Below are 22,728 nucleotides of genomic sequence, written 5' to 3'. Positions count from 1 at the left end.
GCCGTGAGCTAGAAGCTGTCGAAGACGGATGACGAGGTTCCGAAGTCGCCCAGCGTGCGCAGCGAGACCCGGAAGCCAAGGCTGCGGCTCACTTCGTCCCGGTTCACCGGATGGCGTTCCGTATAGGAAAGAGTGAAGAGGAAGCACTCGTCGTCATAGGTGAAGCCGATGGAGCGGCTCGTGAGGCGGCTGTTTTGGAAGTCGTAGGTGCCCGAGGCGAAGACGCGCCAGTGTTCCGCCACCTGCGTCGAGCCGGAGATCGTGGCTTCCTGTCTATCATCTGCGAAGCCGTAGGTCGGCTGGGCGGCGATGTAGGAGTAACGGGCGGCGAGCCTGGTGAAGGAACCGCTGTAGGTAGTCGTCAGGTCGGCGCGGCGGGGCGAGAAATTCGCCTGATCGAAACGGGCACCTGCGATGAAGTTGAAACCGTTCGGCGTGCCGATGCCGACCTGGCCGACATAATCGGAGCGGGCCGTCTGTAGCCCTGAGTAGGCGCCGACATTGACGAGATCCGGCGAGGCGTAGGGGTTGCGGCCGGCCAGGTGGTAGGACTGGCCGAAAATGGCGTGGGTCGACCAGCCACCGCCGAGATCGCCTGTGTAGCGGAAACCGAGATTGGCGCGCGTACCGCCCTCGATCCGGTCGAATCCCGAGAACTTGTCGCGCTGGAAGAGGTTGGTCGCGTCGAAGACGAGGCTCTGGGCGTCCTCGTTGGGGATGCCGAGCGAATTGCCATAGGGCTCGTCGGGCCGCACGAAAATCTGGCCGATCGGCTCCAGGATGTGGGCCGCGCTTGAGGTGGAGAACAGCACCGGCCAGCGGACCTCCATGCCGGCGGTTGCCATGTAGCGGTAGTATGCAGCGCGGACTTCTGCCGCCGTGTCGAATGGCGGCTGGCTGAAGGCCTGCTGCGCACCGTCCCCGAAATTCGTGAAAATCGCGTCGCCGCGCCCGTGCAGGAGCGGCGTGAAGACCAGCCCGCCTTGCGTGATGACGCTGCGCTTCCACTCCACCTCGGCGGTGAACCGCGTGGAATTGCCGTCGAGCCCGCGCAGGTTCTGAGTCTGGTTGTCCGCATCAAAGTTGGCGTCATCCAGCGTGCTGCGGTACAGGCTCTGGGCGTTCAGGCTTACGGTCAGTTCGCCGCCGCCGACAGGCTCGTCGGGCGTGAACTGATAATCGAAGGACGGCAGGACCCAGGGCTGGCGAGGATTGCGGGCGCGCGGGTGGCTGTCGAGCCGATCCTCCTGGACCTGGAAGTGGTATCCCCGCAGATCGAAGTAGTTCCGGTCGTTGAGTCCCGTCAGATAGACCTGCGAGGTTCGAACGCTGTCCGCATTGTCGGTAATGCTGTAGGTACGCGCGAAATTGTTGTCGGTCTGGACCATGACATCCCAGCCGAACGACCAGCGCGGGTTGATATGGAACCGGCCCGTGGATGCCGCCATGAAGCGCTGGCGAACGTTGTTGTTGACGTTGTTCGCACCGTCACCGAATGCCTCGGGAGACTGCTGCACGATGCCCGCCACGCGCAGATTGTAGCCGCCGGACTCGAAACGCTGTCGCCACTCCGCCTCGGCCAGGAAGCCCTGGCGCGTATAGTAGGTTCCCTGGACGGTCAGGTCGTATGTGGGGGCGAGCGCGAGATAATAAGGAATTGTGGCGCTTGCACCGAGTTCGGACTGGAAACCGAAATTGGGCGTGAGGAAGCCGGATTTCTGGCGTACGGTCGGATCGGGAATCTCGAAGAAGGGCAGATAGGCGATCGGCAGCCCGAAGAACTCGAACCGGGCGCCTTCGAAGCGGATCGTCTGAGCGCGACCGTTCCAGATGATCCGCCGCGAGCCTACGCGCCAGATCGGCGGTTGATCCGGGCGCGCCTCGCAGGGTTCGCATGCGGTGTAGATGCCCTGGTTGAACGTGGTGATTTCCCCATCCCGCCGCTCGGCGCTTTCGGCCGCGAAATAGGTGTTATCGGCCGATTCCACGCGCAATGCCTGAACGAAGCCGTCGCGGAAATCGTCGGTTATGTCGATCTGGTCGGAGAGGAAGCGATTGCCGTCGCGATCCACGATCTCGACGCCGTCGAAGGCAATCAAGCGGCTGGTGTCGCGGTCATAGGTCACGCGCTGGGCGACGAGCCGGAAACCGTCATAGTCGATCTGGACGCGGCCTACCGCGCTGACGGTGTTGCGGTCGTTGTCATAAACGAGCGTATCGGCTTCCAGAAGCATCTGGGCACCGGGGGAGGGCGTAAACCCGAGATCGGCCTGCTGTGCATGGGCGGGAGCAGGTGCCATGAGGCCCATACCCGCCAGGCACGCGGCTGCGGCAACCCCCGCAAGGAGAAGCTGGCGCGCGCGTCGCAATGCGCGTGCGTCTTCGGTCCCCACTAGCCGTCCTCCTTGTACAAAAGAAACGTCACCCCATAAAACCCGGCAATGAAGACCGGCAACCATGCTGCCATGAGCGGCGGCACAATCCCGCTGCCCCCGAACGCGCGCATCACGGCCGTGAGGACATAAAGCAGAAAGCCCGCCAGGATGCCACCCAGAATGATGTAGATCGGCTGTCCCATACGCGCGAAGCGCATCGTCACGGTTGCCGCTATCAGGGTCATCGCGGCCAGGAAAAACGGCAGGGCCAGCAGTGAATGAAAATGGGTTGAGAACGAGTTTCCGCTCATTCCGAAGGAGCGGGAAGCGGCAATTTTGCGCGGCAACTCGTAGATCGAGATGATCTCGGGCACGGTGAACCGCTCTTCAACGAATGTCGGATCCAGATTCGTGGGAATCTGCATGGTGTCTATTCGTTCCGGTGTGTTGCCGCGCCGCAACAAGGTGACGTCCTGCAATTCCCAGCGGCCGAGCATCAGTTCCGCATGTTTTGCGTCGATTCGCCGCCGGATCTGGCCTTCCTCATCAAGCTCGATGAAGGTGGCGTCGGATAGCAATTGGCCCCGGCGCGCGGTGTGGGCCGCGCCGATGATGGTGGTGCCTTCCTCCGTGCGCTGGCGCAGCCACGGAATCTCGTTGCCGCCGCTGCGCGCCGCGCCGCCACCCACGAGGCGTGACTCGATTTCCTGCGCCGAGGCGAGGGCAGTCGCGGAAAGCGGGTTGAACACCATGACGGAGAAGATGCCGATGGAGAAGCTGACGAAAAGCAGCGGGGCCAGGAACTGCCATGCCGAGACGCCGGATGCGCGTGCGATGACCAGTTCGTAGCGTCTGTTCAGTGCGGTGAGAGTCACCATGGCGGCGATCATGACCATGAAGGGGATCGCCGTTTGCAGGATGAGGGGAATGCGCAGGGCGGAAGCGAGAAGGCCGAGCTGTACCGTGTATTCGGCATGGCTTGAGGTACGGCGTGCGAACTCCGTGAAGTCGACCAGGAAGATGATGATGGTGATGCCGGCAAAAAGCTGCAGGGCGGTCACCAAGAAGCGGCGCGAGAAATACCAGAAGAGCGTGCCGCCAATCATCGTGCCGTTCCTTCGCGGGATCCCAGCCATCCGCGCAGTCCGCGCCGGCGAAGTTCCGCCACCCGCGCCGTCAGCGCGGCGATCCGGTCGAGCCAGCGTTGCGAAACGCGTGCGCGGCGTCCCGATACGAGTAGCCAGGCAAAAAGGACGATGCAGGATATCGGCAGGAAATAGAGCATGAAACTGGCAAAGGCCGAGCGGCCCGCATCGTTCAGGAAGATGAAGCCACCGCCGCGGAAGGCGAGTGCGGCGCCGACCGCCGCGCCGATACCAAGAAGCTGTTCCTCGCGGTTGGAGCGGGCGCCGATGGCGAAATAGAGAGCCACCAGACCGAAGGCCAAGGGATAGAGCCACTCGGTGAGCCGGCGGTGCGCCTCGCCGTGAAAGCGATGAGGCTGCCTCTGGAAATAGGAATCGTTGATGTCCGGCCAGAAGACCTCCATGGTCGAGCGCTCCTTCGGCTGATAGAAGGGCGTGCCGCGCGAGGGCCCGAAATCGGCCAGATCGAGCGCGTAGGAGGCGAAGGTGATGGTGGACACCTCGCCGGTGCGTGCGTTGCGGCGATGGATCTCGCCGTTGAACATGACGAGCATCTCATAGTCGAACTGGGCCACGATCCGGCCGCGGCTCGCATAATAGATGAACTCGCTGTCGGGCTCGCGCATGTCGGCGATGAAGAGCCCGGAAAAATCACCGTTGCTGAGCTGGCCGCCGAACTGCAGATACAGGTTGTTCTCGATGCGGTGAAAGGCGCCCGTGCTCGCTGCGTATTGCACGACGTTGGCCGCTGATTCGTAGATGGTGGTTCGCAACTGCCGGTTGGCGTATGGCTCGACGACCAGTGAATTGACGAGGGTCAGCCCGGACATGGCTGCCGCAAGCAGCATGACGGGCCGGATCTGCATGCTGCGCGGCGCGCCAGCCGCTTCCAGCACGATGATCTCCGAGTCGGTGTGCATGCGGTTGAAGGTGTGTCCGACGGCGATAAGCAGTGCGAAGGGCATGACGATCGTGGTCAGCGACGGCAGAAGCGACGCCACCAGCTTGCCCAGCGTCAGCAGTGCTTCACTCGAATTCGTCACCACGTGGAGGAAGATCAGAACCTGCGTGATCATGACGAGCACGAGCATCGTCGCCAGCGACAGGCCCGACGTCACCAGCAGGTTGCGGAGTATGTATCTCTCGGCGACTGGCATTCGGTGGGCGGATTCCTTGTTTCGCGAGCGTCCTTCTCAGGATCAGGCTTGGCGACGGTATGGACAATTTGAAAAGAAATCGACCTATCGACAGGGTTAATTCTTCGTTTCGCCGGACCGCGCTCAGACCTCGTACCAGCGCCGCCACCGTGCGAGTGCCGCCAGCGCCGAGAAGACGAAGATCGTGATCGCCGCACCGAGCAAGACGTCGGACAGATAATGTCCGCCGAAGGCAATTCTGAGACCGGAGGTCGTCACGGCGAGCGACAAGGCGACGACCCAGGCGAGAGGCCTGAAACGGGCAGGAAACAGCGGTACCAGGCAGATCAACCAGAATCCGGTCGAAGCCTCCCCGGACACGAAAGAGCAGTTCGAGCTGCAATAATCGGTGAAGCGCCCCGCCTCGACGAAAGGCCAGTCGCCGCCGAACACATCCGTGTGCACAGGCCTCGGCCGGCCGCTGAACTCCTTGAGCAGGCCGTTCACGATGAGTAGCGGGGATATGAGAATGGCGGCCACCGCCGTCATGGCGCCCCGCGCGAACAGACGGTATCTGCGGACACTCGACAGGCCCGCCGGAATGGCCGCGATGAGCAAGGGTATGGCAAGGCTGACCGGCAGGTAGTGCAGAACTTCCCGTATCAGCATCAGCGTCGTGTTGTTCATCGCCGTGAAGCTGCCGCACACTGGGCCGGGATCGTCCTCGGGACAGGGCTGCTCCGTGAAGAACCAGGATGCGACGGCCAAATCGAGTTGAGGAAAACGGTTGAAGATCACGAGCAGAGCGAGGGTCGCCAGCCCGAGACCGATCGCTACCCCGGGCCTGGAGAAGGGCGCGAGATAGGGAGAGGGGGCGCCTTGCGTGCTGTTCGCGGGAGCGGAACCGTGTCGGAGAGCATCCTGTGTCAACAAACGTAACCCTTGGAAATCAACATTGGCTCTCGATACACGTCTTGGCCAACCGCCGAAAGACTCGTTCCATGGGCAACGGCGGATCGCCCGGTGTGCAGAAGATGGACCTGTGTTGAGGCGAGCGACGGAAAACGCTATCTCCAATGCCGAAGAGCCCCGCTGCCGATTGCAACTTGCGCTGCGCGACGCGCCGGCCGCCTGACCACGAATAAATGGAGAATGCATGTCCCATCGCCCGCAAGTCACCTTTGCCAGGATCGCGACGCCAGCCAAGGGAGCGGTCGTCGTCCTTGCCGCCGACGGAATGGGTTTGGGAGAGGCTGCCCGGACGTGCAATCCAGATGGCGCCCTCGAGCGCGCCGCAAAAATCAACGATTTCAAGGGCGCGCTGGCCGCCACACTCGATGTCGTGGCCCCGTCGGGTACCGACTTTGACCGGCTGGTGGCGGTTGGCGCCGGCAAGCCGGCCGAGTTGAAGGAAGAAGCGTGGCTGCGCATCGGCGGGGTCGCCTTCGCCGCGTCTCGGAAGAGCGCGTCGGTGTCGGTCGTGCTCGACCTTCCGGACACGGATATTTCAGCGGACGACGCAGCGAATGTCGGGCTGGGAATTCTCCTGCGCTCCTACGCATTCGACAAATACAAGACGAAGAAGTCGGACGGTGAGGACGGCAAGAAACCCAAACCCGCGCGCTTCACGATTCTGTGTGCGGATCCGGCGGGCGCCAAGCGCGCCTTCGAGGATCTTGAAGGGGTTGGCGAGGGCGTGCTGCTCGCCCGGGAACTGGTCAACGAGCCAGCCAATGTGCTCGGTCCCGTCGAATTCGCCGACCGGGCCGCCAAACTGGAAAGCCTGGGCGTCAAGATCGAGATTCTGGGCGAAAAAGAGATGAAGAAGCTGGGCATGGGCGCACTGCTCGGCGTCGCCCAGGGTTCGGCGAAGCCGCCGCGTCTGGTCGTCATGCAGTGGAATGGCGGCAAGGCGAAGGACAAGCCGATCGCCTTCATCGGCAAGGGCGTGGTCTTCGATTCGGGCGGCATCTCGATCAAGCCGGCCGCCAGCATGGAGGACATGAAGGGTGACATGGCCGGTGCTGCCGCCGTCACCGGGCTGATGCACGCGCTGGCCGCGCGCAAGGCCAAGGCGAACGTGATCGGCATCATCGGCCTTGTCGAAAACATGCTGGACGGGACCGCGCAGCGGCCGGGCGACATCGTGACCTCGATGTCGGGCCAGACGATCGAGGTCATCAATACCGACGCCGAGGGGCGGCTCGTGCTGGCCGACGCGCTCTGGTATTGCAACGAACGCTTCGAGCCGCGGTTCATGATCGACCTCGCCACCCTGACGGGCGCGGTCCTGGTGGCCCTCGGCAATGTCCATGCCGGGCTGTTCTCGAATGACGACGACCTTTCGGAGAAGCTCCTGTCGGCGGGGCTGTCGACCGGCGAGAAGCTCTGGCGCCTGCCGCTCGGCCCCGACTACGACAAGATGATCGAATCCAAGAACGCCGACATGAAGAATGTCGGCGGACGCCACGCGGGCTCGATCACCGCGGCCCAGTTCCTGAAGCGCTTTGTCAAGGATACGCCCTGGGCGCATCTCGACATCGCCGGGACGGGGATGGCCTCGCCCTCCAGCGACATCAACCAGTCCTGGGCGTCGGGCTTCGGCGTGCGGCTGCTCGATCGCCTCGTCGCCGAAAATTTCGAGAAGTAGGCCACCATGACCGAGGTGCTTTTCTACCACCTCACGGAATCGACGCTCGAGGAAGCCTTGCCCTCGCTCCTGGAAAGAAGCCTGGAGCGAGGGTGGCGGGCCGCTGTCCAGACCGCGAGCGAGGAACGGCGTGACGTGCTCGAAACGCATCTTTGGACCTATCGCGACGATTCCTTTCTCGCGCACGGGCTCGACGGCTCGCCACACGCCGCCCACCAGCCGGTCTTGCTGACCACCGGACCCGGCAATGCGAATGGCGCGCAGGTGCGGTTCGTCGTCGAGGGGGCGGAGCCGCCCGATCTGTCGGGCTATGCGCGTGGTGTTGTCATGTTCGATGGACATGACGAGGAACAGCTTGCGGCTGCGCGGCGGCAATGGTCCGCGTTGAAGGGCGCGGGACACGAGGTCACCTACTGGCAGCAGGGCCCCGATCGCCGCTGGCAGAAAAAGGCCTGAAGCTCACGCTTCCTCGGTGGCGACAATTACTTTTTCCAGTTCCCCCAGATGGGGGATCTCGCGGAAGCGCGGGTCGTCGCGCGGCGGCTCGACATGCTCCAGCACCCAGGTGAGTTCGTGCGGCACGAAGACGCCCCAGCCGCCGGCCGCGATTGCCGGCACGACATCGGATTTGAGCGAGTTGCCGACCATCATGGCGCGCTCGGCGCCGTCGCCGTGACGCGCGAAGACGCGCTCGTAGGTGGCTTGCGTCTTGTCGCTGACGATCTCGACCGCATCGAAGAATTCGCCGAGGCCGGAAGCAGCCAGCTTGCGCTCCTGATCGAACAGATCGCCCTTGGTGACGAGCAGGATCCGGTAGCGGCCGGTGAGGCGTTCGAGCGTCTCGCGGACATGAGGCAGGGTCTCGACCGGATGCTCCAGCATTTCACGGCCGGCCTCCAGGATCTGGCGGATCACCGAAGCCGGCACGCGATCGTTGGTGATCTCGATCGCCGTCTCGATCATCGACAGGGTGAAGCCCTTAATGCCGAAACCGTATCTGCCGAGATTGCGCTTCTCGGCTTCCAGCAGGCGATCGGATATGTGGTCGGGCTCGGCATGGTCGGCCAGCAAAGCCTCGAAGCGATCCTGCGTGATCCGGAAGAACTGCTCGTTCTGCCAAAGCGTATCGTCGGCATCGAAGCCGATGGTGGTGAGGCTGCCCATCAGATATCCCCGAAATCGCTGGATCGGCCCTCGCCAGAAACGAAGCGCACCGCAGCATCGATCCCGTTGCGGATCGTCATGCCGCCGTTCCCTGCTCATACTCGGCCGAAAGCTCCAGCCAGCGATCTTCCTGCACGGCGAGGCGATCGACAAGCTCGGACCGTTCCTTGGCCAGCTTCGTCGCCTGGGCGGCGTTGCGGTCATAGAGCGTGGGATCGGCCAGTTCGCGATCGATGGCCTCCATCCGCTTGCGGGTCCGCTCGACAAGCCCCTCCAAGGTCTTGATCTCCTTGGCGAGTGGTTCCAGAGCTGCGCGCCGCTGCGCGGCCTCGCGTCGGCGATCCGCCTTCGAGGCCTTGTCGGCCTCGCGCTTCTCGCGGCGATCGCTCTGGCCGCCGGTGATGTGACTGCGGTAGTCGGAGAGATCGCCGTCATACGGCGCGACCGTTCCCCCCGAAACGAGCCACAGCCGGTCGACCGTCGCCTCGAGCAGATGGCGGTCATGCGCGATCACGATGACGGCGCCCGGAAACTCGTTGAGCGCGTCGATCAGGGCACGGCGCGAGTCTATGTCGAGATGGTTGGTCGGCTCATCGAGAATGAAGAGGTTGGGACCCTCGAAGCTGGACAGTCCCATCAGGAGGCGCGCCTTCTCACCGCCCGACAGATCCTTTGCCGGTGTGTTCATCTTCTCTGTTGGCAGACCCATCTGTGCGACCCTGGCACGCACCTTTGCTTCCGCCGCTTCGGGCATCAGGCGGCGAACATGCTCGACGGCGTTTTCCTCGGGCCGCAGGTCGTCAAGCTGGTGCTGGGCGAAGATGGAGACCTTCAGTCCGGGGGCTACCGTGATCGTGCCCTGGTCGACGGAGAGGCGCCCAGACAGCAGCTTGGCCAGTGTCGACTTGCCATTGCCATTGGCGCCAAGCAGGGCGATCCGGTCGTCATTGTCGATCCTGAGCGACAGGTTCTTCAGGATCGGCTTGCCCGGCTCGTAGCCCACGGAGGCCTTTTCCAGCGCCACAATGGGCGAGGCGACCTGCTTGTCCGGCTCCGGGAAGGAGAAGGGGCGCACATGCTCGTCGACGATCGCGCCGACGGGCGCCATCTTCTCCAGTGCCTTCAGCCGCGACTGCGCCTGACGCGCCTTCGACGCCTTGTAGCGGAAGCGGTCGACGAAAGCCTGCATGTGCTTGCGCTTGGCATCTTGCTTGACCGCGCTTTTCTGGAGCAGTTCGATCTTTTCGGCCCGCTGGCGCTCGAACTGGTCATAGCCACCGCGCCAGAATGTCAGCTTCTTGTTTTCCAGATGAACGATGGAATCCACCGCGCGGTTGAGGAGGTCACGGTCGTGACTAATGAGAAGCACCGTATGCGGATATTTGGCGAGATAGCTCTCCAGCCACATGGTGCCCTCGAGATCGAGGTAGTTGGTCGGCTCGTCGAGCAGCAGGAGGTCGGGCTCGGCAAAGAGCACGGCCGCTAGGGCCACGCGCATGCGCCAGCCGCCGGAGAAGGAGGAAGCCGGCCGCTTCTGCGCTTCGTGGTCGAAGCCGAGGCCCGCAAGGATGGTCGCGGCGCGCGCTTCGGCCGAATGGGCGTCGATGTCGGCCAGCCGGGTCTGGATCTCGGCAATGCGGTGAGCGTCGGTTGCCGTTTCCGACTCCTGCATGAGTGCAAGACGTTCGCGGTCCGCCGCCAGCACGATGTCGATCAGCGGTTCTTCCGTGCCTGGAGCTTCCTGTGCGACCTGTCCGAGTCGGCTACCCTTGGGCAGGCTGATACGGCCGCTCTCGGTGGCGAGATCGCCGGTAATGGCCCGGAACAGCGTCGTCTTGCCCGTGCCGTTGCGGCCGACGAGGCCTGCCTTGGCACCGGATGGAAGCGTCAGCGAGCTATGGTCGATCAACAGCCTTCCGGCCACGCGCAGCGAAATGTCATCTAGGATCAGCATGGCGCCTGTTTGGCGGAGCCGCGCCGCCGGCGCAAGAGGGGAGGGCGCATCTCGATCAGCATTGCCTGAGACCTTCTACAACGGCGCGTTGCCGGCTAACATGCTTGATCGCAGGAGGAGGGGTCGTTTGCGGGTCGCGGTCATCGTCAATCCCGCCGCCGGCGGCGGGCGCATGGGTCGCATGTGGCCGGCTGCCGAGGCTGCCTTGACGGCCGCTCTCGGTCGGCTCGATGTTGCCGTGACCCAGCGTCCGGGAGACGGCCGCGGGCTGGCGGCGGCATTCACGCGGCAGGACGTGGACGTGATCATCGCCGCCGGCGGGGACGGTACGGCCAGCGAGGTCGTCGATGGCATGATGAAGGATGCTGCCTCTCGCCCGAAACTTCCCGACCTCGCGCTTCTTCCTGTCGGGACGGGCTCGGATCTTGGGCGTTCGCTGGGCGTCGAGCGCGATCCGGCGCTCCTTGCCCGATCTATCAAGACGCGTCCTCCGCGCCATCTGGACGCGGCGCGGGTCACCTACCGGCTGGAGGACGGGAGCAAGCAGCAGCGCTGCTTCCTCAACATCGCGAGCCTCGGGATATCGGCCGACATCGCGCGTGCGGTCAACGCGTCGTCGAAGCGGCTTCTGACGGGCAAGGCGCTCTTTGCGTGGCACACGCTGCGAGAGCTCATTGGCTATGGCGGCGTAGGGATGACGGTGCGCATCGACGGGCAGACAGTCTTTGCAGGGCAGAGCGCGCTGGTGGCCGTGGCCAACAACCATTCCTTCGCCGGAGGTATGATGATCGCTCCGGATGCGCGGATGGATGATGGGCTGCTCGACATCGTGATCGTGCGCGACGCTTCGCGCCTGGCTCTGATCCGTGCGCTCCGACTGGTCTATGACGGGTCGCACCGCAACCTGGGCCTGTGCTCCTTCCATCGCGGCAAGCATGTCGAGATCGCGGCGATGACGCGCCCGGTCGGCCTGGAGATCGATGGCGAGACGGCGGGCTTCACTCCCGTCTCGATCGAGGTGGTTCCGAATGCGTTGCGGCTTCGGGGATGATCAGGCGTAGGGGCGGCCTTCCGGCGTTCTCTGGAAATAGATCAGATCAAGTGCCAGCGATGGCTGGCCGAAGCCGGTCAGCATCCCGTGGCACTGGCCGCGGTGGTGGGTCTGGTGATTGAAGAAATGTGCCAGGGCGGGCGCCAGCCGCTGGGAGACCGTCCGCATGTCGGTGGCAGTCAGATAGGTGAAACGGCCGCCGAATGCCGCATCGTCGAGACCATCGATCCAGGCAACGATGCGCGCATCTTCCGCTTCGCGTGCGGTGCGCAGTTCCGCAAGGCCACGATGGATGGTGGCGTCGAGCCGCGTCGGCGCGTCACCTTCGCCGGTAAAGCGCTTCATCCAGATGCGATCGGCGACCAGGACATGGTTCAGCGTGGCCATGAGCGAGCCGAAGAAGGCGCCCGTCTGTCGATCCAGATCGTCGACGTCGAGTTGGGCGGCGCAGTCATAGACCAGCCTGTTGGACCAGCGATTATAGGCGGCCATCATTGCGAAATGCTGGTGCATGGGCATTATCCGTTAGTCCCGCTCGATGGGATGGAGCACTACACCGGTGGAAGGCTTCCTGCCAATGACAATCAGCTTGTACGAACTCGTCGGGCGCGACCCGCAACGCCCGTTCAGCCCGCATTGCTGGAAGGTGGCGTTCGCGCTGGCCCACAAGGGGCTCGACTTCAAGAGCGTGCCGACCACATTTACCCAGGTTCCGGCGGTGGAGGATGGCGTGTCGCCAACCATCCCGGTGATCCGTGATGGGGGTGCGGTCGTGGCCGACAGTTTCGCCATCGCGCTCTACCTCGAAAGAAATTATCCAGAACGGCCGTCCTTGTTTTCCGGCGAAGGCGGAGAGGCCATGGCACGGTTCATCGAGAGATGGTGCCAACTGACGATCCATCCCTTTATTGGCGCAGCAGTGCTCATGGATATCCACGACTGCCTGGCCCCCGAAGACCAAGCCCATTTCCGCACCACGCGCGAGGCCCGTTTCGGCAAGCGGCTGGAGGAAGTTCCGGCGCAACGCGACACGGGGCTGGCCGTCTTTCGCCAGTCGCTGGAGCCGCTGCGCTCGACGCTCGGCATGCAGCCATTCATCGGCGGCCGGCAGCCTCTGTTTTGCGACTACATCGTCGCTGGCGCCTTTCAATGGGCGCGGGTGGTCTCACCGTTTCGCCTTCTGGAAGAGGGCGACCCGGTGGCGGAATGGTTCGAGAGATGCCTTTCACTGCATGGCGGGCTCGGGGCGCGGGTCGCGGCGGCATAGCCCCTTCACAGCCCCATGGTGCGCCTGTATAGACCCGCCATCCAGTTTCCCACCCCAACATTCGAAGGAATTCACATGGCGATCGAACGCACCTTTTCGATGATCAAGCCGGACGCGACCGCGCGCAACCAGACCGGCGCCATCACCAAGATGCTGGAAGATGCCGGCCTGCGCGTCATCGCGTCGAAGCGCGTCTGGATGAGCCGCCGGCAGGCCGAGGGCTTCTATGCCGTTCACAAGGACCGGCCCTTCTTCGGCGAATTGTGCGACTTCATGGTCTCGGGGCCCACTGTCGTTCAGGTTCTGGAGGGCGAGAACGCCATTGCCAAGAACCGTGAGGTGATGGGTGCCACCAACCCGGCCGATGCGGCCGAGGGCACCATCCGCAAGGCTTTCGCGCAGTCGATCGGCGAAAATTCCGTCCACGGTTCCGACGCACCGGAAACAGCTGCCCAGGAAATCGCCTACTGGTTCGCCGAAACCGAAATCGTCGGCTGAGCTCAGACGGAACTCAGGCGCTCAGGCGGTGGCGGGACTCTGCCGCCGCCGGGCGTTCTGCGATCTCCGTGCCCTCGCCGTCATAGAGGGCAAGCCCGTCACGGCCGGTGGCCTTGATGCGGTACATCGCCAGATCAGCCTTCTTGAGGACGTCGTCGGCCGTCTCGTCGCGTCCGTCGAACACGACAATGCCAATACTGGCTGAAGTACGGTGAGCGATCCCGCCGATGATGCAGGGCTCGCGCAAGGCTGCCAGCAGCTGGCCGGCGAGCAGCAGTGATCTCTGAGCAGCGTCGGCACGTTCGCGGCCAGCATCCTCCACCAGTACGACGAATTCATCGCCTCCCATCCGGGACACGACCTCGCGCCGCCCCGTGCAATCCTCAAGCCGCCGGGCCACGGTCCGCAGCAACGAGTCGCCCACATGATGGCCGTGGCTGTCGTTGATTTCCTTGAAATTGTCGAGATCGAGAAACAGCAGCGCACCGTGGCGGCGGTGCCGGAGGCACTTGCGGCTGGCGTTGCGGAGCCGCTCGAACAGCATGCGCCGGTTGAGCAGGTCCGTCAGCGGGTCCTTGTAGGCAAGTTGCTCGATCTCGAGTTCGTGCTGCCGGCGCAGCGAACAGTCCGTCAGATAGCCATGCCAGACGGTCCCACCGTCCGCGGTCTCGGCGGCCGCGGCGATGCGAAGCCATTTGCGCACACCCTTGGCGTCGATCGCGGCGAACTCGCATTCCCACCGTGACTGCTCCCTGGCCGACCTGTTCAAAGAGGCAAGGAAGTCGCCTCGGTCTTCGGGTAGGATCATCGCGAAGAAGTCTTCGGTCGTCAGGATCGCGTCGTCCTCCTCCAGCCCGACTAGCTTGCGGAAGCCAGGACTGACGAAGCTCATGTTGAAGCTACCGCTGGCGCTGCGCGCGATCTGAAAGAGGCCGCCGGGTATCTGGCTGATCAGCTTCTGATAGAACTGCTCCAGTTGGAGACGCTTCATGGTTTCGGTAATCTCGCGCACGGACCCTTCGTAGTAGAGGGGCCTGTTCGTCACGGGGTCGCGAACGAGGCGCGCCGACTCGACCACCCAGATCGTTTCCCGGGACTTGTATCGATAGACCTCCGACACGAAGTCGCGGATCTGGCCGTCGCGCATGAGAATGCGCCTGAACTGGCTGCGGCGGTTCGGATCGACATACCACTGACCAGCAATGTCGTTGACCATCCCGAGAAGTTCTTCGGACGTGTCGCACCCATTCAACTTCGCCAGGGCCGGATTGGCCGAAAGGATGCCCCCATCGAGGGTGGAGCGGTAGATGCCCTCGGACAGGTTCTCGATCAGTTCGCGCGCATTCTGGTTCTCGGCGCTCTCGGAAAGGTAGAGCAGCCGGTACCAGACGAGCCCCAGGCCGGCCGTGAATATGGCTAAGGCGACGAGAAACGTCGTCCAGTGACCGAATAGGGATGTGCCGCCTTGAAAGTAGAGCTCTGCCATCCGCCCCGCCTGAGTTTACGTGCGTGGGGGATTTTTGGCTCGGTCTGGTTGAAAAATCACCTAATGCAACGGCATCAATGCTCGAGTGAGTTAATCCTTCGTAACTGCCCAGCCGCGAATTCGGTCCTCATCGGCATCCCGTGCTTCCACCCAATCGCCGGTCGTACCGTCATTCAGGTGCTCCCGTTTCCAGAACGGGGCCCGCGACTTGAGAAAATCCATGACGAAGCTGGCCGCCTCGAATGCGGCTTGCCGGTGCACCGATCCCGCGGCAACCAGGACGATGTTCTGGCCCGGCTTCACAAGGCCGATCCGATGGATGACGGTAAGACCGGAAAGCTCCCATCGCCGTACGGCTTCGCCGGCTATACGTCCGATTTCGGCTTCGGCCATGCCGGGATAATGTTCAAGCTCAAGTGCCGCCAGCCGACCCTCCTCGGCGCGGCAAATACCGGTGAAGGTGACAATCGCGCCGACATCAGCCCTCGCTTGCGAAAGGCGATCGATTTCGGCGGCAACGTCGAAATCTGCCGCCTGGATCCGCAGAATGGGGGCGGGGACGGGCTCCATGCTCGTCAACCGCCGGTCATGGGCGGGAAGAGCGCGATTTCGCGCGCACCCGCGATGGAATGGCCGTGATCCACATGTTCATGATCGATGGCCACGCGGATGACCTCCGGCCGCGCGAGTGCATTTCGGTACTCCTCGCCGCGTTCACGCAAGAAAACGAGGAGTTGGGCTACGGTCGATACTTCTGCCGGAAGATCAATGTCCTCCTCAGCCTTGCCGATCCGTTCGCGAACCCAGGCGAAATAGACAAGTTTCACGTCACTGGCCATCCATCACGTGCTTCAGCCCTGCCCGAAAGTAGTCGTAACCGGTATAGAGGGTCACAATCGCCGAAATCCACAGCAGCGTGATCCCGATCGACATGGTGAGTCCGGCCGGCAAAAGCGCGTCACCCGCGGGACCGACCAGGAGAAAAGCGATGGCCACCATCTGCATCGTCGTCTTCCACTTGGCCAGCTGAGTGACCGGAACCGAAACCTTGAGGGCGGCGAGATACTCGCGCAGACCGGAAACCAGTATCTCACGGCACAGGATGATGATGCCGGCCCAGAGCGACCAGCCGGCGATGGTCTCGTTTGCAGCCAAAAGCAGCAGACAGGTGGAAACCAGCAGCTTGTCGGCAATAGGGTCCAGCATCTTGCCGATATTCGACGTCTGCTCCCATATCCGCGCGAGATATCCGTCAAGATAGTCGGTGACGCTGGCGGCGACGAAGATGAACAGTGCCGACCAGCGCGCGAAGTTGCTGGAGTTCAGCTCACCTTCGGTGAAAAAGCACAGCACGATCAGCGGCACCGCCAGGATGCGGGCATAGGTCAGAAGATTCGGCAGATTGTAGGCCTGCTTCGACATGGAAATGGTCCCGTTGGGCTGTGTCGACAGAAAGCAGATACGCGCATGGAAGGTCAACCACCAGTGGCAGAGAACCAAATGCGAGAGGACCGCTCAGCTGTCGGGATGGAAGTGGTTGTAGATCAATCGGGCCATGGCCTCCGAGACGCCCTCGACTTTCAGCAGGTCTTCGATGCCCGCGCGCCCGACCGCCTTGGCCGTGCCGAAATGGTGGAGCAGAGCGCGCTTTCGCGCCGGGCCGATGCCGGCGATCTCATCGAGCGGGTTCCTGACGAGTTCCTTCTTTCGGCGCGCGCGGTGCGAGCCGATGGCAAATCTGTGCGCCTCATCGCGCAGGCGCTGCACGAAATAGAGGACGGGGTCGCGGACCGGAAGGGTAAAGGGCTGGCGACCTTCCATGAAGAAGCGCTCGCGTCCGGCCTCGCGATCGGCTCCCTTCGCCACACCGATGGCGGTGACCCGTTCCGCGATGCCGAGTTCGGCGAGCACCTCTCGCACGGCGCTCATCTGGCCCTGGCCGCCGTCGATCAGGATTAGATCGGGCCAGGCGGGAAGAGGGGCTTCATCATCGTCCTCGTCGGAGAGGAGCGCTGCCGCGGGCGCCCCTTCCGCATTTTCCTTCAGGAGCCGGGCGAAGCGGCGCTGCATGACCTCCCGCATCATCGCGATGTCGTCGCCGGGCGCGATGCCCTCCGTCTTGATGTTGAACTTGCGGTACTGGTTCTTCACGAAGCCTTCGGGGCCGGCGACGATCATGGCACCCACGGCATTGGACCCCATGATGTGGGAATTGTCGTAAACCTCGACGCGACGCGGCGGCGCTGCGAGACCAAGCGTTTGCGCGAGCCCTTCCAGCAGGCGCCGCTGCGACGAGGTCTCGGCCAGCCGGCGCCCGAGCGCCTGGCGTGCATTGTCGAGGGCATTCGTCACCAGTTCCCGCTTCTCCCCGCGTTGCGGACTGGTGACCGAGACCTTGCGTCCCGAGCGTGCGGAGAGGGCGTCCGCCAACAATTGCTGGTCTTCGACATCATGCGACAGCAGCAGCGCACGCGGGCAGGGCTTGTCGTCGTAGAACTGGGCAAGGAAGGCACCCAGAACCTCTCCTGGGCTGAGCGCGGGGTCCGCCTTTGGGAAATAGGCGCGGTTGCCCCAGTTCTGTCCGGTACGGAAGAAGAAGACCTCGATGCAGCTCTGACCGCCTTCCTGATGGATGGCAAATACATCGGCTTCCTCGACGCCCCGCGGATTGATGCCCTGATGTCCCTGGACATGCGAGAGGGCGGACAGACGATCGCGGTGAAGGGCGGCCCGCTCGAAATCGAGCGCTTCGGAGGCTTCCTGCATGGCAGAAGCGATTTCGGATTTGACCTTTCCGGACCGCCCCGACAGGAAGTCACGCGCTTCATTGACCAGTTCGGCATAATCGGCCTGCGCGATCTCGCCGGTGCACGGGCCGGAACAGCGTTTGATCTGGTAGAGCAGGCAGGGGCGCGTGCGGCTCTCGAAGACCGAATCGGTGCAGCTGCGCAGGAGAAAGGCGCGCTCGAGCGCATTAATGGTCCGCGCGACGGCCCCGGCAGAGGCAAAGGGGCCAAAATACTCGCCATTGCGCGAGCGGGCGCCGCGATGCTTGAAAATGCCCGGCGCCGGATGGTCCTTGCTCAGCACGATATAGGGGAAGGACTTGTCGTCCCGCAGGAGCACGTTGAAGCGCGGGCGGAAGCGCTTGATGAGGTTGGCTTCGAGGAGAAGTGCCTCGGTTTCCGTCCGCGTGACAACGAATTCCATCGCGGCCGTTTCGCGAATCATGCGGCCGATCCGGTTGGTGTGGCCGCGCCCCTGGGCGTAGTTGGTCACGCGTTTCTTCAGGCTGCGAGCCTTGCCGACATAGAGCACGTCGCCGGCGGCATTCATCATGCGGTAGACGCCGGGCGCGTTGGGCAGCCGCTTGACCAGCGTCTGAACGAGTTCGATCCCGGTCTTTCCAGCGACCGTCCGTCCGCCATGGTCCCATTCGATCTGCGCGGCCGGCCCAGCCAGTTCCGCCGGCGCGTCGGCAAGGTCCTCTTCCGCCTCGTCGCCCGTGTCGGGCAGGTAGCCGGCAACATCCTCGGACGTATCCGTCGTCCGCGTGCTGGAAGGGGTGGGGAGGGAGGGTATGCGCGCTGTCATTGCGGTCCGTCTGCCGTATCCGGCGTCTCCCAGGCAAGATGCTGGCCGCCATCAAGACAGATCATCTGTCCTGTCACAGACCTTGCCTCCACGAGCCAACGGATCGTGGCCCCGAATTCCGAGAGGTCCGGCGAACGCTTCAGGAGGACGGCTTCTGCCTGCCGTCGGAATGCGGCTTTGTCCTGCCGATCGTTTGCAAGGGTCGGTCCGGGGCCGATGCCGTTGACGCGGATGCGCGGCGCAAGCGCCTGCGCCATGGTCTGCGTCGCGGTCCAGAGAGCTGATTTGGACAGGGTATAGGAGAAGTTCAAGGGCGTCGGTGCCCAGACCCGTTGGTCGATGAGATTGACCACCAGCCCTTCGCACCCAGCAGGAAGACGTCTTGCCATTTGCGAGGTGAGGATCGCGGGCGCTTTGACGTGTACGGCAAAATGGGCGTCCCAATCCGGCCAAATGCCGTCTTCCACCCGATCGTCCTTGAAGATCGATGCGTTGTTGACGAGCAGCGTCACCGGTCCGAGGGAAGTCTCGACATGCTCGATCAGCCCGCGCGTCGCGACCTCGTCCAACAGGTCCGCCTCGACCGCGACCGCCTGTCCACCGTCCTGGCAAATCCGGGTCGCGAGTTCGCAGGCGTCTTGAATCGACGTGTTCGCGTGGATGGCGACCGCGAAACCGTGCGCGGCCAAATCTTCCACGATCGCCCGCCCGACGCGCCTTGCGCCTCCCGTCACCAGAACGGCCTGTCCCGCTCGCATGTCGCCACCCAGCCTCAGTATAGGAAACTGGCAATATAGGCCCCGAATGCGGCGAGCATAGCCACCCCCATGACCTTTCCTGACGTGATTCGGGCGAAGGCGAGAGCGGCCAGCAGCAGGCTGGTCGCGAGCATCACCCACATGTCGACAAGGATGATGCGGTCGGCGACGGTGACCGGGGCGATCAGTGCCGTCAGTCCCATGATGGCGGCGAGGTTGAAGATGTTGGACCCCACGATGTTGCCGATCGCGACGCTGCCGCTGTTGCGAATCGCCGCCATGAGGGTCGTGGCGAGTTCGGGCAAGGAGGTTCCGATCGCGATCACGGTAAGCCCGATAACCGCATCGGAGATATCGAAATACTCCGCGATGTCGACGGCGCCGGCGATCGTCAGCTGGGCAGCCAGGGGGAGGCCGACAATGCCGATTACCAGGTAGAATGCGACCTTCCACCCGGTGTGGGGTGCATCGCCCAGTTCCTCGTGAAAGTCGTGGTCGACGGGCTGGTCCGCGGTGATGCCCTCATAGATCTGCCAGCCGATGAAGGCGCAGAGCCCGGCAAACAGCAACCCGCCCTCAAGCCTGCCGATCACGCCATTTGACAGGAGCCAGAGGAAAACGACGGTCAGGCCTATCATGGCCAGCATGTTTCTCCGCAACCCGGCCTGATCGGCCAGGATGGGTGCCAGAAGCGCCGGCAGCCCGATGACGAGCAGCACGTTGGCGATGTTGGAGCCGACCACGTTGCCGACGGCGATTCCCGACTGCCCGGCCAGGGCTGCCTGCACCGAAATGAAGAGCTCCGGTGCCGAGGTGCCGAAGGCGACCACCGTCAGGCCGATCACCAGTTGAGGGATGCCGAGGTTCTCGGCCAGCCCCACCGCGCCCTTCACGAGAAAGTCGCCGGTCCAGAAGAGGAGGGCCATTCCGGCGAGGAGCAACATGGTGCTGAGTAACATGGGAAAGGGAACCGGCGGCTGGAGGCTTGCTGTGGCGCGCATATAGGTGAGGGGCGCCGTGGCACCAAGCCCCATACGGCCTGTGACGAAAATGCAACGTCATCTTTCCGCCTGATTTCAGACAGGAAACCTTCACCTTTGTGGTGTGTTTGAGCCTCATTCGGGCAGCAATGTCCGGAACCGCAGCGCCTCGGATCGCAGGTTTCCCAAGACCGGACGAGGTGCTTTTTCAAGTCGGAAGCGTAATGCGTTTCCTTCGGCTCAGGAGTAAAAAGAATGAAAGCCAGCAAGATTCTCGCCCGGCCCTTTGCCGCTGCCCTCGGTATCGCCGTCCTCGCGGCAGTCCCCGCCAATGCGGCTGACGTCGTCTTCCAGGAGCCGCCGGCTCCTCAGCCCAGCGCTCCGATGGACTTCGGTCCGATCGCTACCTGGACCGGCCCCTATGCTGGTCTCCAGTTCGGCTACGGATTCAGCGGCCGCGTCGGCAACGACACGACCGGCAACATCACCACCGACGGCTGGTATGGCGGCGCGTTCGCCGGCTACAACTTCCAGCACGACATGTTCGTATACGGTGTCGAGGCTGACGTGAACTACACGCGCTTCACCGGTTCGACCGCTGCTGGCGATGACGCCCGCACCGGCATCGACGGTTCGCTGCGCGCCCGTCTGGGCGCCGCCCTTACCGACGACATCCTCATCTACGGTACCGGTGGTATTGCCGGACAGCGTCTGACCGTCGATCCGAACGTTGTTGGTCTCGACAGCGACACGCAGGCTCTCGTCGGCTTCACCGTCGGCGCCGGCATGGATGCCCGCCTGACCGACCAGGTCTTCGGCCGCGTCGAGTACCGCTACACGCAGTACAGCAACCGCAACTTCGACTTCGGCGCCGGTTCCGAGTCGGTCAGCTCGCGCGACCACCGCGTGGGCGTCGGCCTTGGCGTCAAGTTCTAAGGCTGCCTGCCGAACCAGTAACGAGAAGGCCGGGCCCTGTGCCCGGCCTTTTTCATTTGGGGCTCACCCCTTTTTTTGCCGCGCCTAGCGCGGCACTGGCGGCATGAGGACGGCGCGCGCCGTGCAGCCGCGTGCGGCGACCTCCGGGCACGGCCGGAAGGCCAGATCCTCGCCCATGCAGATGCGGATCTCGCGCAGGAACTCGCCGTCGCAGGTAACCGCCATGGCGGCGGAATTCAGTCCCGCATTGGCCGAAACGATCGCGCCCGCCAGATCCTGTGGCACGATTCGCGCCGCATCGGGCACCGGCAGCGCGACGCGCTCGAAGGCCCGGCGGGTGAGGGCGAAATAATCCTCCTGCGAAAGCTCGGAACAGGAGCCGTGCTTGCGCCATTGATGGCCGATCAGGCCCGGCGAGGGCATGATGTCGAGCATGTCGTCGACGATGGTATCGGGCACCCATTCCTCGGCACCGGGTGCGCAGAATTCGGGCCAGCCTTCCTCATATTGCGGCCAGAGGCCGTGGACGACATAGCCGAAACCCGGGCGCGCGCCGCATTGACGCCGATTGGCCGCGGCCCCCTCGGCCGCGCAGTAGCTCGGCGACCATGAGACGGCCAGCACGTAGAAATGACCCGGTCCGTCGTCTTCCCGCTGCGCGCCACAGGCGGCGAGGAGAAGACCGGCGAGGAGGGCGGGGAGCGCCCGACGCCTAGCGGAGGACGCGGCAGCCTCCGCCATAGACGTTCCAGCGGTCGAAGCCGGCCACGCAGAACTCCACATTGGAGCCGATGCCGGCAAAACCCATCGGGATCTCGATCAGATACCAGACGTCGCGCTGGTGACCGTCGGTCAGCGCCACCGTCGCCTGGCAATAGCGGCGGTCAATCGGCCGGTCTTCCATGGCCGGCAGATAACGGTTCTCGCGCACCTGATAGAAGGCCGCGATGCCGACCGGGGGCAGATTGGGCACGTGGCGGACCTGATGGTCGAAGCGCCGCCCGATCGTACCGAGCACACGCTCGTTGCCGCACACGCCCGGATCATAGGCATGCACGCCACGAATCAGATCGGCCGAAACGGCCGGCCCCGGCGCCAGCACGGAAAGGGACAACGCAAGCGCGGCGGCAATGCGGGCAAGAGACTTCATCCGGGGCGGTTCCTCATGGGGTGTCAGACAGCCAGAATCCCCGATGGCGCGCGGAAGGTCAAGGCTGGTTGGGGGGCATCTGCGTCTTCCTGATGTCGTGGTTCGATGCCAGGTGCCGGCCGCCAGGCTGCGCACCGGCGTTAAGAAGATGCAGTGGGTGGCGGACTATCTCGACCGGTACACGCGCCAAGGCCGTCTGCACTTGCTTGTCGGAACTGCCGGGCGAACACTCCTGCAATTGCTCTGCATGATCGCCGGGGCACTGATGCCTCTGCTGGAGGTCGTACCGTTCTCCAGCTCTATCTCGGGGCCGCGGTTCTGTCGTTCTCGGTTGGACTGCTGAGGCGGGACGGGGTTTTCGCGGTGGCCGGTCTCGCAATCATGACGATCGCGGCAGACATCCCGATGGTCTTTCTGCAGAGCGTGTTCTGGTGATTTCCCGGCTTGTTTTCACCAATTCACCGGAGCCGGACGATGGTCGGTCGGGCGCGGATCGAATGATAGAAGAACTGGGCCCGCAACAGGACGGATCGGCGGGGAGGGAGACTCCTGATCCGCGTGCCCTCAAGGACGCAGCCGATCAA

General features: G+C 63.6%; 23 protein-coding genes. 7 read left to right on the top strand and 16 right to left on the bottom strand.

Features of this window, described 5'->3' with window-relative positions; all coding sequences use genetic code 11:
• Positions 1 to 8: 8 nt before the first annotated feature.
• The 4 genes from GRZ55_RS05715 to GRZ55_RS05700 form a co-directional block, all read right to left on the bottom strand.
• Positions 9 to 2,393 carry an LPS-assembly protein LptD gene (locus GRZ55_RS05715; RefSeq protein WP_368856587.1) on the bottom strand — a complete coding sequence of 795 codons (2,385 nt, stop codon included), beginning with the start codon at positions 2,391 to 2,393 and terminating at the stop codon, positions 9 to 11.
• On the bottom strand, positions 2,393 to 3,481 hold the full coding sequence (gene lptG, locus GRZ55_RS05710; RefSeq protein WP_169285925.1) for an LPS export ABC transporter permease LptG: 1,089 nt from the start codon (positions 3,479 to 3,481) through the stop codon (positions 2,393 to 2,395). Before lptG ends, GRZ55_RS05715 begins: the two co-directional genes overlap by 1 nt.
• Entirely contained in the window at positions 3,478 to 4,677 is a 1,200-nt protein-coding gene (locus GRZ55_RS05705) for an LptF/LptG family permease (protein ID WP_169285924.1), read from the bottom strand. The genes lptG and GRZ55_RS05705 overlap by 4 nt, the downstream gene beginning before the upstream one ends.
• Before the next feature lie 123 nt (positions 4,678 to 4,800).
• Positions 4,801 to 5,586, bottom strand: a complete 786-nt coding sequence (locus tag GRZ55_RS05700; protein WP_169285923.1) for a phosphatase PAP2 family protein — start codon at positions 5,584 to 5,586, stop codon at positions 4,801 to 4,803.
• A gap of 226 nt (positions 5,587 to 5,812) precedes the next feature.
• Between GRZ55_RS05700 and GRZ55_RS05695 the strand changes: the two genes are divergently transcribed.
• The gene (locus GRZ55_RS05695; RefSeq protein ID WP_169285922.1) at positions 5,813 to 7,306 is read left to right on the top strand and encodes a leucyl aminopeptidase; all 1,494 of its coding nucleotides are present in this window, start codon (positions 5,813 to 5,815) and stop codon (positions 7,304 to 7,306) included.
• A 6-nt stretch (positions 7,307 to 7,312) separates the two neighbouring features.
• Positions 7,313 to 7,762 (top strand): DNA polymerase III subunit chi, encoded by a 450-nt coding sequence (locus GRZ55_RS05690; protein ID WP_169285921.1) that lies wholly within the window; start codon positions 7,313 to 7,315, stop codon positions 7,760 to 7,762.
• A gap of 3 nt (positions 7,763 to 7,765) precedes the next feature.
• Here GRZ55_RS05690 and GRZ55_RS05685 read toward each other — a convergent pair whose 3' ends face one another.
• Both GRZ55_RS05685 and GRZ55_RS05680 read right to left on the bottom strand, forming a co-directional pair.
• The gene (locus tag GRZ55_RS05685; protein ID WP_169285920.1) at positions 7,766 to 8,470 is read right to left on the bottom strand and encodes an HAD family hydrolase; all 705 of its coding nucleotides are present in this window, start codon (positions 8,468 to 8,470) and stop codon (positions 7,766 to 7,768) included.
• A gap of 76 nt (positions 8,471 to 8,546) precedes the next feature.
• Complete coding sequence (locus GRZ55_RS05680) at positions 8,547 to 10,424, bottom strand: ABC-F family ATP-binding cassette domain-containing protein (protein WP_169285919.1); 1,878 nt, start codon at positions 10,422 to 10,424, stop codon at positions 8,547 to 8,549.
• Between the two features lie 127 nt (positions 10,425 to 10,551).
• On the opposite strand from GRZ55_RS05680, the gene GRZ55_RS05675 reads away from it, so the two are divergent.
• Positions 10,552 to 11,475 (top strand): diacylglycerol kinase family protein, encoded by a 924-nt coding sequence (locus GRZ55_RS05675; protein ID WP_169285918.1) that lies wholly within the window; start codon positions 10,552 to 10,554, stop codon positions 11,473 to 11,475.
• Here GRZ55_RS05675 and GRZ55_RS05670 read toward each other — a convergent pair whose 3' ends face one another.
• Positions 11,476 to 11,988: a DinB family protein gene (locus tag GRZ55_RS05670; RefSeq protein WP_169285917.1), complete on the bottom strand. Its 513-nt coding sequence runs from the start codon at positions 11,986 to 11,988 to the stop codon at positions 11,476 to 11,478.
• Positions 11,989 to 12,052: 64 nt separating this feature from the next.
• On the opposite strand from GRZ55_RS05670, the gene GRZ55_RS05665 reads away from it, so the two are divergent.
• Together GRZ55_RS05665 and ndk are read left to right on the top strand one after the other, a co-directional pair.
• The gene (locus GRZ55_RS05665) at positions 12,053 to 12,742 is read left to right on the top strand and encodes a glutathione S-transferase family protein (RefSeq protein WP_169285916.1); all 690 of its coding nucleotides are present in this window, start codon (positions 12,053 to 12,055) and stop codon (positions 12,740 to 12,742) included.
• Positions 12,743 to 12,817: 75 nt separating this feature from the next.
• Positions 12,818 to 13,240: a nucleoside-diphosphate kinase gene (gene ndk / locus GRZ55_RS05660; protein ID WP_169285915.1), complete on the top strand. Its 423-nt coding sequence runs from the start codon at positions 12,818 to 12,820 to the stop codon at positions 13,238 to 13,240.
• A gap of 13 nt (positions 13,241 to 13,253) precedes the next feature.
• Here ndk and GRZ55_RS05655 read toward each other — a convergent pair whose 3' ends face one another.
• The 7 genes from GRZ55_RS05655 to GRZ55_RS05625 form a co-directional block, all read right to left on the bottom strand.
• Positions 13,254 to 14,726, bottom strand: coding sequence for a sensor domain-containing diguanylate cyclase (locus tag GRZ55_RS05655; RefSeq protein WP_169285914.1), 1,473 nt, complete (start codon positions 14,724 to 14,726; stop codon positions 13,254 to 13,256).
• A 90-nt stretch (positions 14,727 to 14,816) separates the two neighbouring features.
• A complete protein-coding gene (locus GRZ55_RS05650; RefSeq protein WP_169285913.1) occupies positions 14,817 to 15,296 on the bottom strand; it encodes a molybdenum cofactor biosynthesis protein MoaE in 480 nt (159 codons plus the stop codon).
• Positions 15,297 to 15,301: 5 nt separating this feature from the next.
• Complete coding sequence (gene moaD / locus GRZ55_RS05645; protein ID WP_169285912.1) at positions 15,302 to 15,565, bottom strand: molybdopterin converting factor subunit 1; 264 nt, start codon at positions 15,563 to 15,565, stop codon at positions 15,302 to 15,304.
• Positions 15,555 to 16,148 carry a CDP-diacylglycerol--glycerol-3-phosphate 3-phosphatidyltransferase gene (gene pgsA, locus GRZ55_RS05640; protein ID WP_169285911.1) on the bottom strand — a complete coding sequence of 198 codons (594 nt, stop codon included), beginning with the start codon at positions 16,146 to 16,148 and terminating at the stop codon, positions 15,555 to 15,557. The genes moaD and pgsA overlap by 11 nt, the downstream gene beginning before the upstream one ends.
• Before the next feature lie 93 nt (positions 16,149 to 16,241).
• Complete coding sequence (gene uvrC, locus GRZ55_RS05635) at positions 16,242 to 18,320, bottom strand: excinuclease ABC subunit UvrC (protein ID WP_210257230.1); 2,079 nt, start codon at positions 18,318 to 18,320, stop codon at positions 16,242 to 16,244.
• Positions 18,317 to 19,078, bottom strand: coding sequence for an SDR family oxidoreductase (locus GRZ55_RS05630; protein ID WP_169285910.1), 762 nt, complete (start codon positions 19,076 to 19,078; stop codon positions 18,317 to 18,319). The genes uvrC and GRZ55_RS05630 overlap by 4 nt, the downstream gene beginning before the upstream one ends.
• Before the next feature lie 14 nt (positions 19,079 to 19,092).
• Positions 19,093 to 20,037, bottom strand: a complete 945-nt coding sequence (locus GRZ55_RS05625; RefSeq protein WP_169285909.1) for a calcium/sodium antiporter — start codon at positions 20,035 to 20,037, stop codon at positions 19,093 to 19,095.
• Between the two features lie 276 nt (positions 20,038 to 20,313).
• Here GRZ55_RS05625 and GRZ55_RS05620 point away from each other — a divergent pair, with 276 nt between their 5' ends.
• Positions 20,314 to 20,994, top strand: a complete 681-nt coding sequence (locus GRZ55_RS05620) for an outer membrane protein (RefSeq protein ID WP_169285908.1) — start codon at positions 20,314 to 20,316, stop codon at positions 20,992 to 20,994.
• A gap of 84 nt (positions 20,995 to 21,078) precedes the next feature.
• Here the strand turns inward: GRZ55_RS05620 and GRZ55_RS05615 are convergent, their stop codons facing one another.
• Together GRZ55_RS05615 and GRZ55_RS05610 are read right to left on the bottom strand one after the other, a co-directional pair.
• Complete coding sequence (locus tag GRZ55_RS05615) at positions 21,079 to 21,735, bottom strand: ribonuclease T2 (RefSeq protein ID WP_169285907.1); 657 nt, start codon at positions 21,733 to 21,735, stop codon at positions 21,079 to 21,081.
• Complete coding sequence (locus GRZ55_RS05610) at positions 21,707 to 22,144, bottom strand: hypothetical protein (protein ID WP_169285906.1); 438 nt, start codon at positions 22,142 to 22,144, stop codon at positions 21,707 to 21,709. Before GRZ55_RS05610 ends, GRZ55_RS05615 begins: the two co-directional genes overlap by 29 nt.
• Between GRZ55_RS05610 and GRZ55_RS23745 the strand changes: the two genes are divergently transcribed.
• A complete protein-coding gene (locus GRZ55_RS23745; RefSeq protein ID WP_368856586.1) occupies positions 22,125 to 22,487 on the top strand; it encodes an exopolysaccharide biosynthesis protein in 363 nt (120 codons plus the stop codon). The two genes, GRZ55_RS05610 and GRZ55_RS23745, sit on opposite strands and share 20 nt — an antisense overlap.
• The last annotated feature ends 241 nt before the right edge of the window (positions 22,488 to 22,728 follow it).

This window comes from Chelativorans sp. ZYF759, assembly GCF_012911015.1.
Taxonomy (GTDB): Bacteria; Pseudomonadota; Alphaproteobacteria; order Rhizobiales; family Rhizobiaceae; genus ZYF759.
This window is presented reverse-complemented; position numbering and strand designations above follow the sequence as displayed.

Excerpts from the sequence above, each read along its gene's own strand:
- GRZ55_RS05615 (WP_169285907.1), bottom strand. The coding sequence starts at position 21,735 with ATGGCGGAGGCTGCCGCGTCCTCCGCTAGGCGTCGGGCGCTCCCCGCC.
- moaD (WP_169285912.1), bottom strand. The coding sequence starts at position 15,565 with ATGGCCAGTGACGTGAAACTTGTCTATTTCGCCTGGGTTCGCGAACGG.
- GRZ55_RS05670 (WP_169285917.1), bottom strand. The coding sequence starts at position 11,988 with ATGCACCAGCATTTCGCAATGATGGCCGCCTATAATCGCTGGTCCAAC.
- ndk (WP_169285915.1), top strand. The coding sequence starts at position 12,818 with ATGGCGATCGAACGCACCTTTTCGATGATCAAGCCGGACGCGACCGCG.
- uvrC (WP_210257230.1), bottom strand. The coding sequence starts at position 18,320 with ATGACAGCGCGCATACCCTCCCTCCCCACCCCTTCCAGCACGCGGACG.
- GRZ55_RS05685 (WP_169285920.1), bottom strand. The coding sequence starts at position 8,470 with ATGGGCAGCCTCACCACCATCGGCTTCGATGCCGACGATACGCTTTGG.
- GRZ55_RS05680 (WP_169285919.1), bottom strand. The coding sequence starts at position 10,424 with ATGCTGATCCTAGATGACATTTCGCTGCGCGTGGCCGGAAGGCTGTTG.
- GRZ55_RS05690 (WP_169285921.1), top strand. The coding sequence starts at position 7,313 with ATGACCGAGGTGCTTTTCTACCACCTCACGGAATCGACGCTCGAGGAA.
- GRZ55_RS05630 (WP_169285910.1), bottom strand. The coding sequence starts at position 19,078 with ATGCGAGCGGGACAGGCCGTTCTGGTGACGGGAGGCGCAAGGCGCGTC.
- GRZ55_RS05695 (WP_169285922.1), top strand. The coding sequence starts at position 5,813 with ATGTCCCATCGCCCGCAAGTCACCTTTGCCAGGATCGCGACGCCAGCC.
- GRZ55_RS05705 (WP_169285924.1), bottom strand. The coding sequence starts at position 4,677 with ATGCCAGTCGCCGAGAGATACATACTCCGCAACCTGCTGGTGACGTCG.
- GRZ55_RS05655 (WP_169285914.1), bottom strand. The coding sequence starts at position 14,726 with ATGGCAGAGCTCTACTTTCAAGGCGGCACATCCCTATTCGGTCACTGG.
- GRZ55_RS23745 (WP_368856586.1), top strand. The coding sequence starts at position 22,125 with ATGCGGGCAAGAGACTTCATCCGGGGCGGTTCCTCATGGGGTGTCAGA.
- GRZ55_RS05650 (WP_169285913.1), bottom strand. The coding sequence starts at position 15,296 with ATGGAGCCCGTCCCCGCCCCCATTCTGCGGATCCAGGCGGCAGATTTC.
- GRZ55_RS05610 (WP_169285906.1), bottom strand. The coding sequence starts at position 22,144 with ATGAAGTCTCTTGCCCGCATTGCCGCCGCGCTTGCGTTGTCCCTTTCC.
- pgsA (WP_169285911.1), bottom strand. The coding sequence starts at position 16,148 with ATGTCGAAGCAGGCCTACAATCTGCCGAATCTTCTGACCTATGCCCGC.
- lptG (WP_169285925.1), bottom strand. The coding sequence starts at position 3,481 with ATGATTGGCGGCACGCTCTTCTGGTATTTCTCGCGCCGCTTCTTGGTG.
- GRZ55_RS05620 (WP_169285908.1), top strand. The coding sequence starts at position 20,314 with ATGAAAGCCAGCAAGATTCTCGCCCGGCCCTTTGCCGCTGCCCTCGGT.
- GRZ55_RS05625 (WP_169285909.1), bottom strand. The coding sequence starts at position 20,037 with ATGTTACTCAGCACCATGTTGCTCCTCGCCGGAATGGCCCTCCTCTTC.
- GRZ55_RS05665 (WP_169285916.1), top strand. The coding sequence starts at position 12,053 with ATGACAATCAGCTTGTACGAACTCGTCGGGCGCGACCCGCAACGCCCG.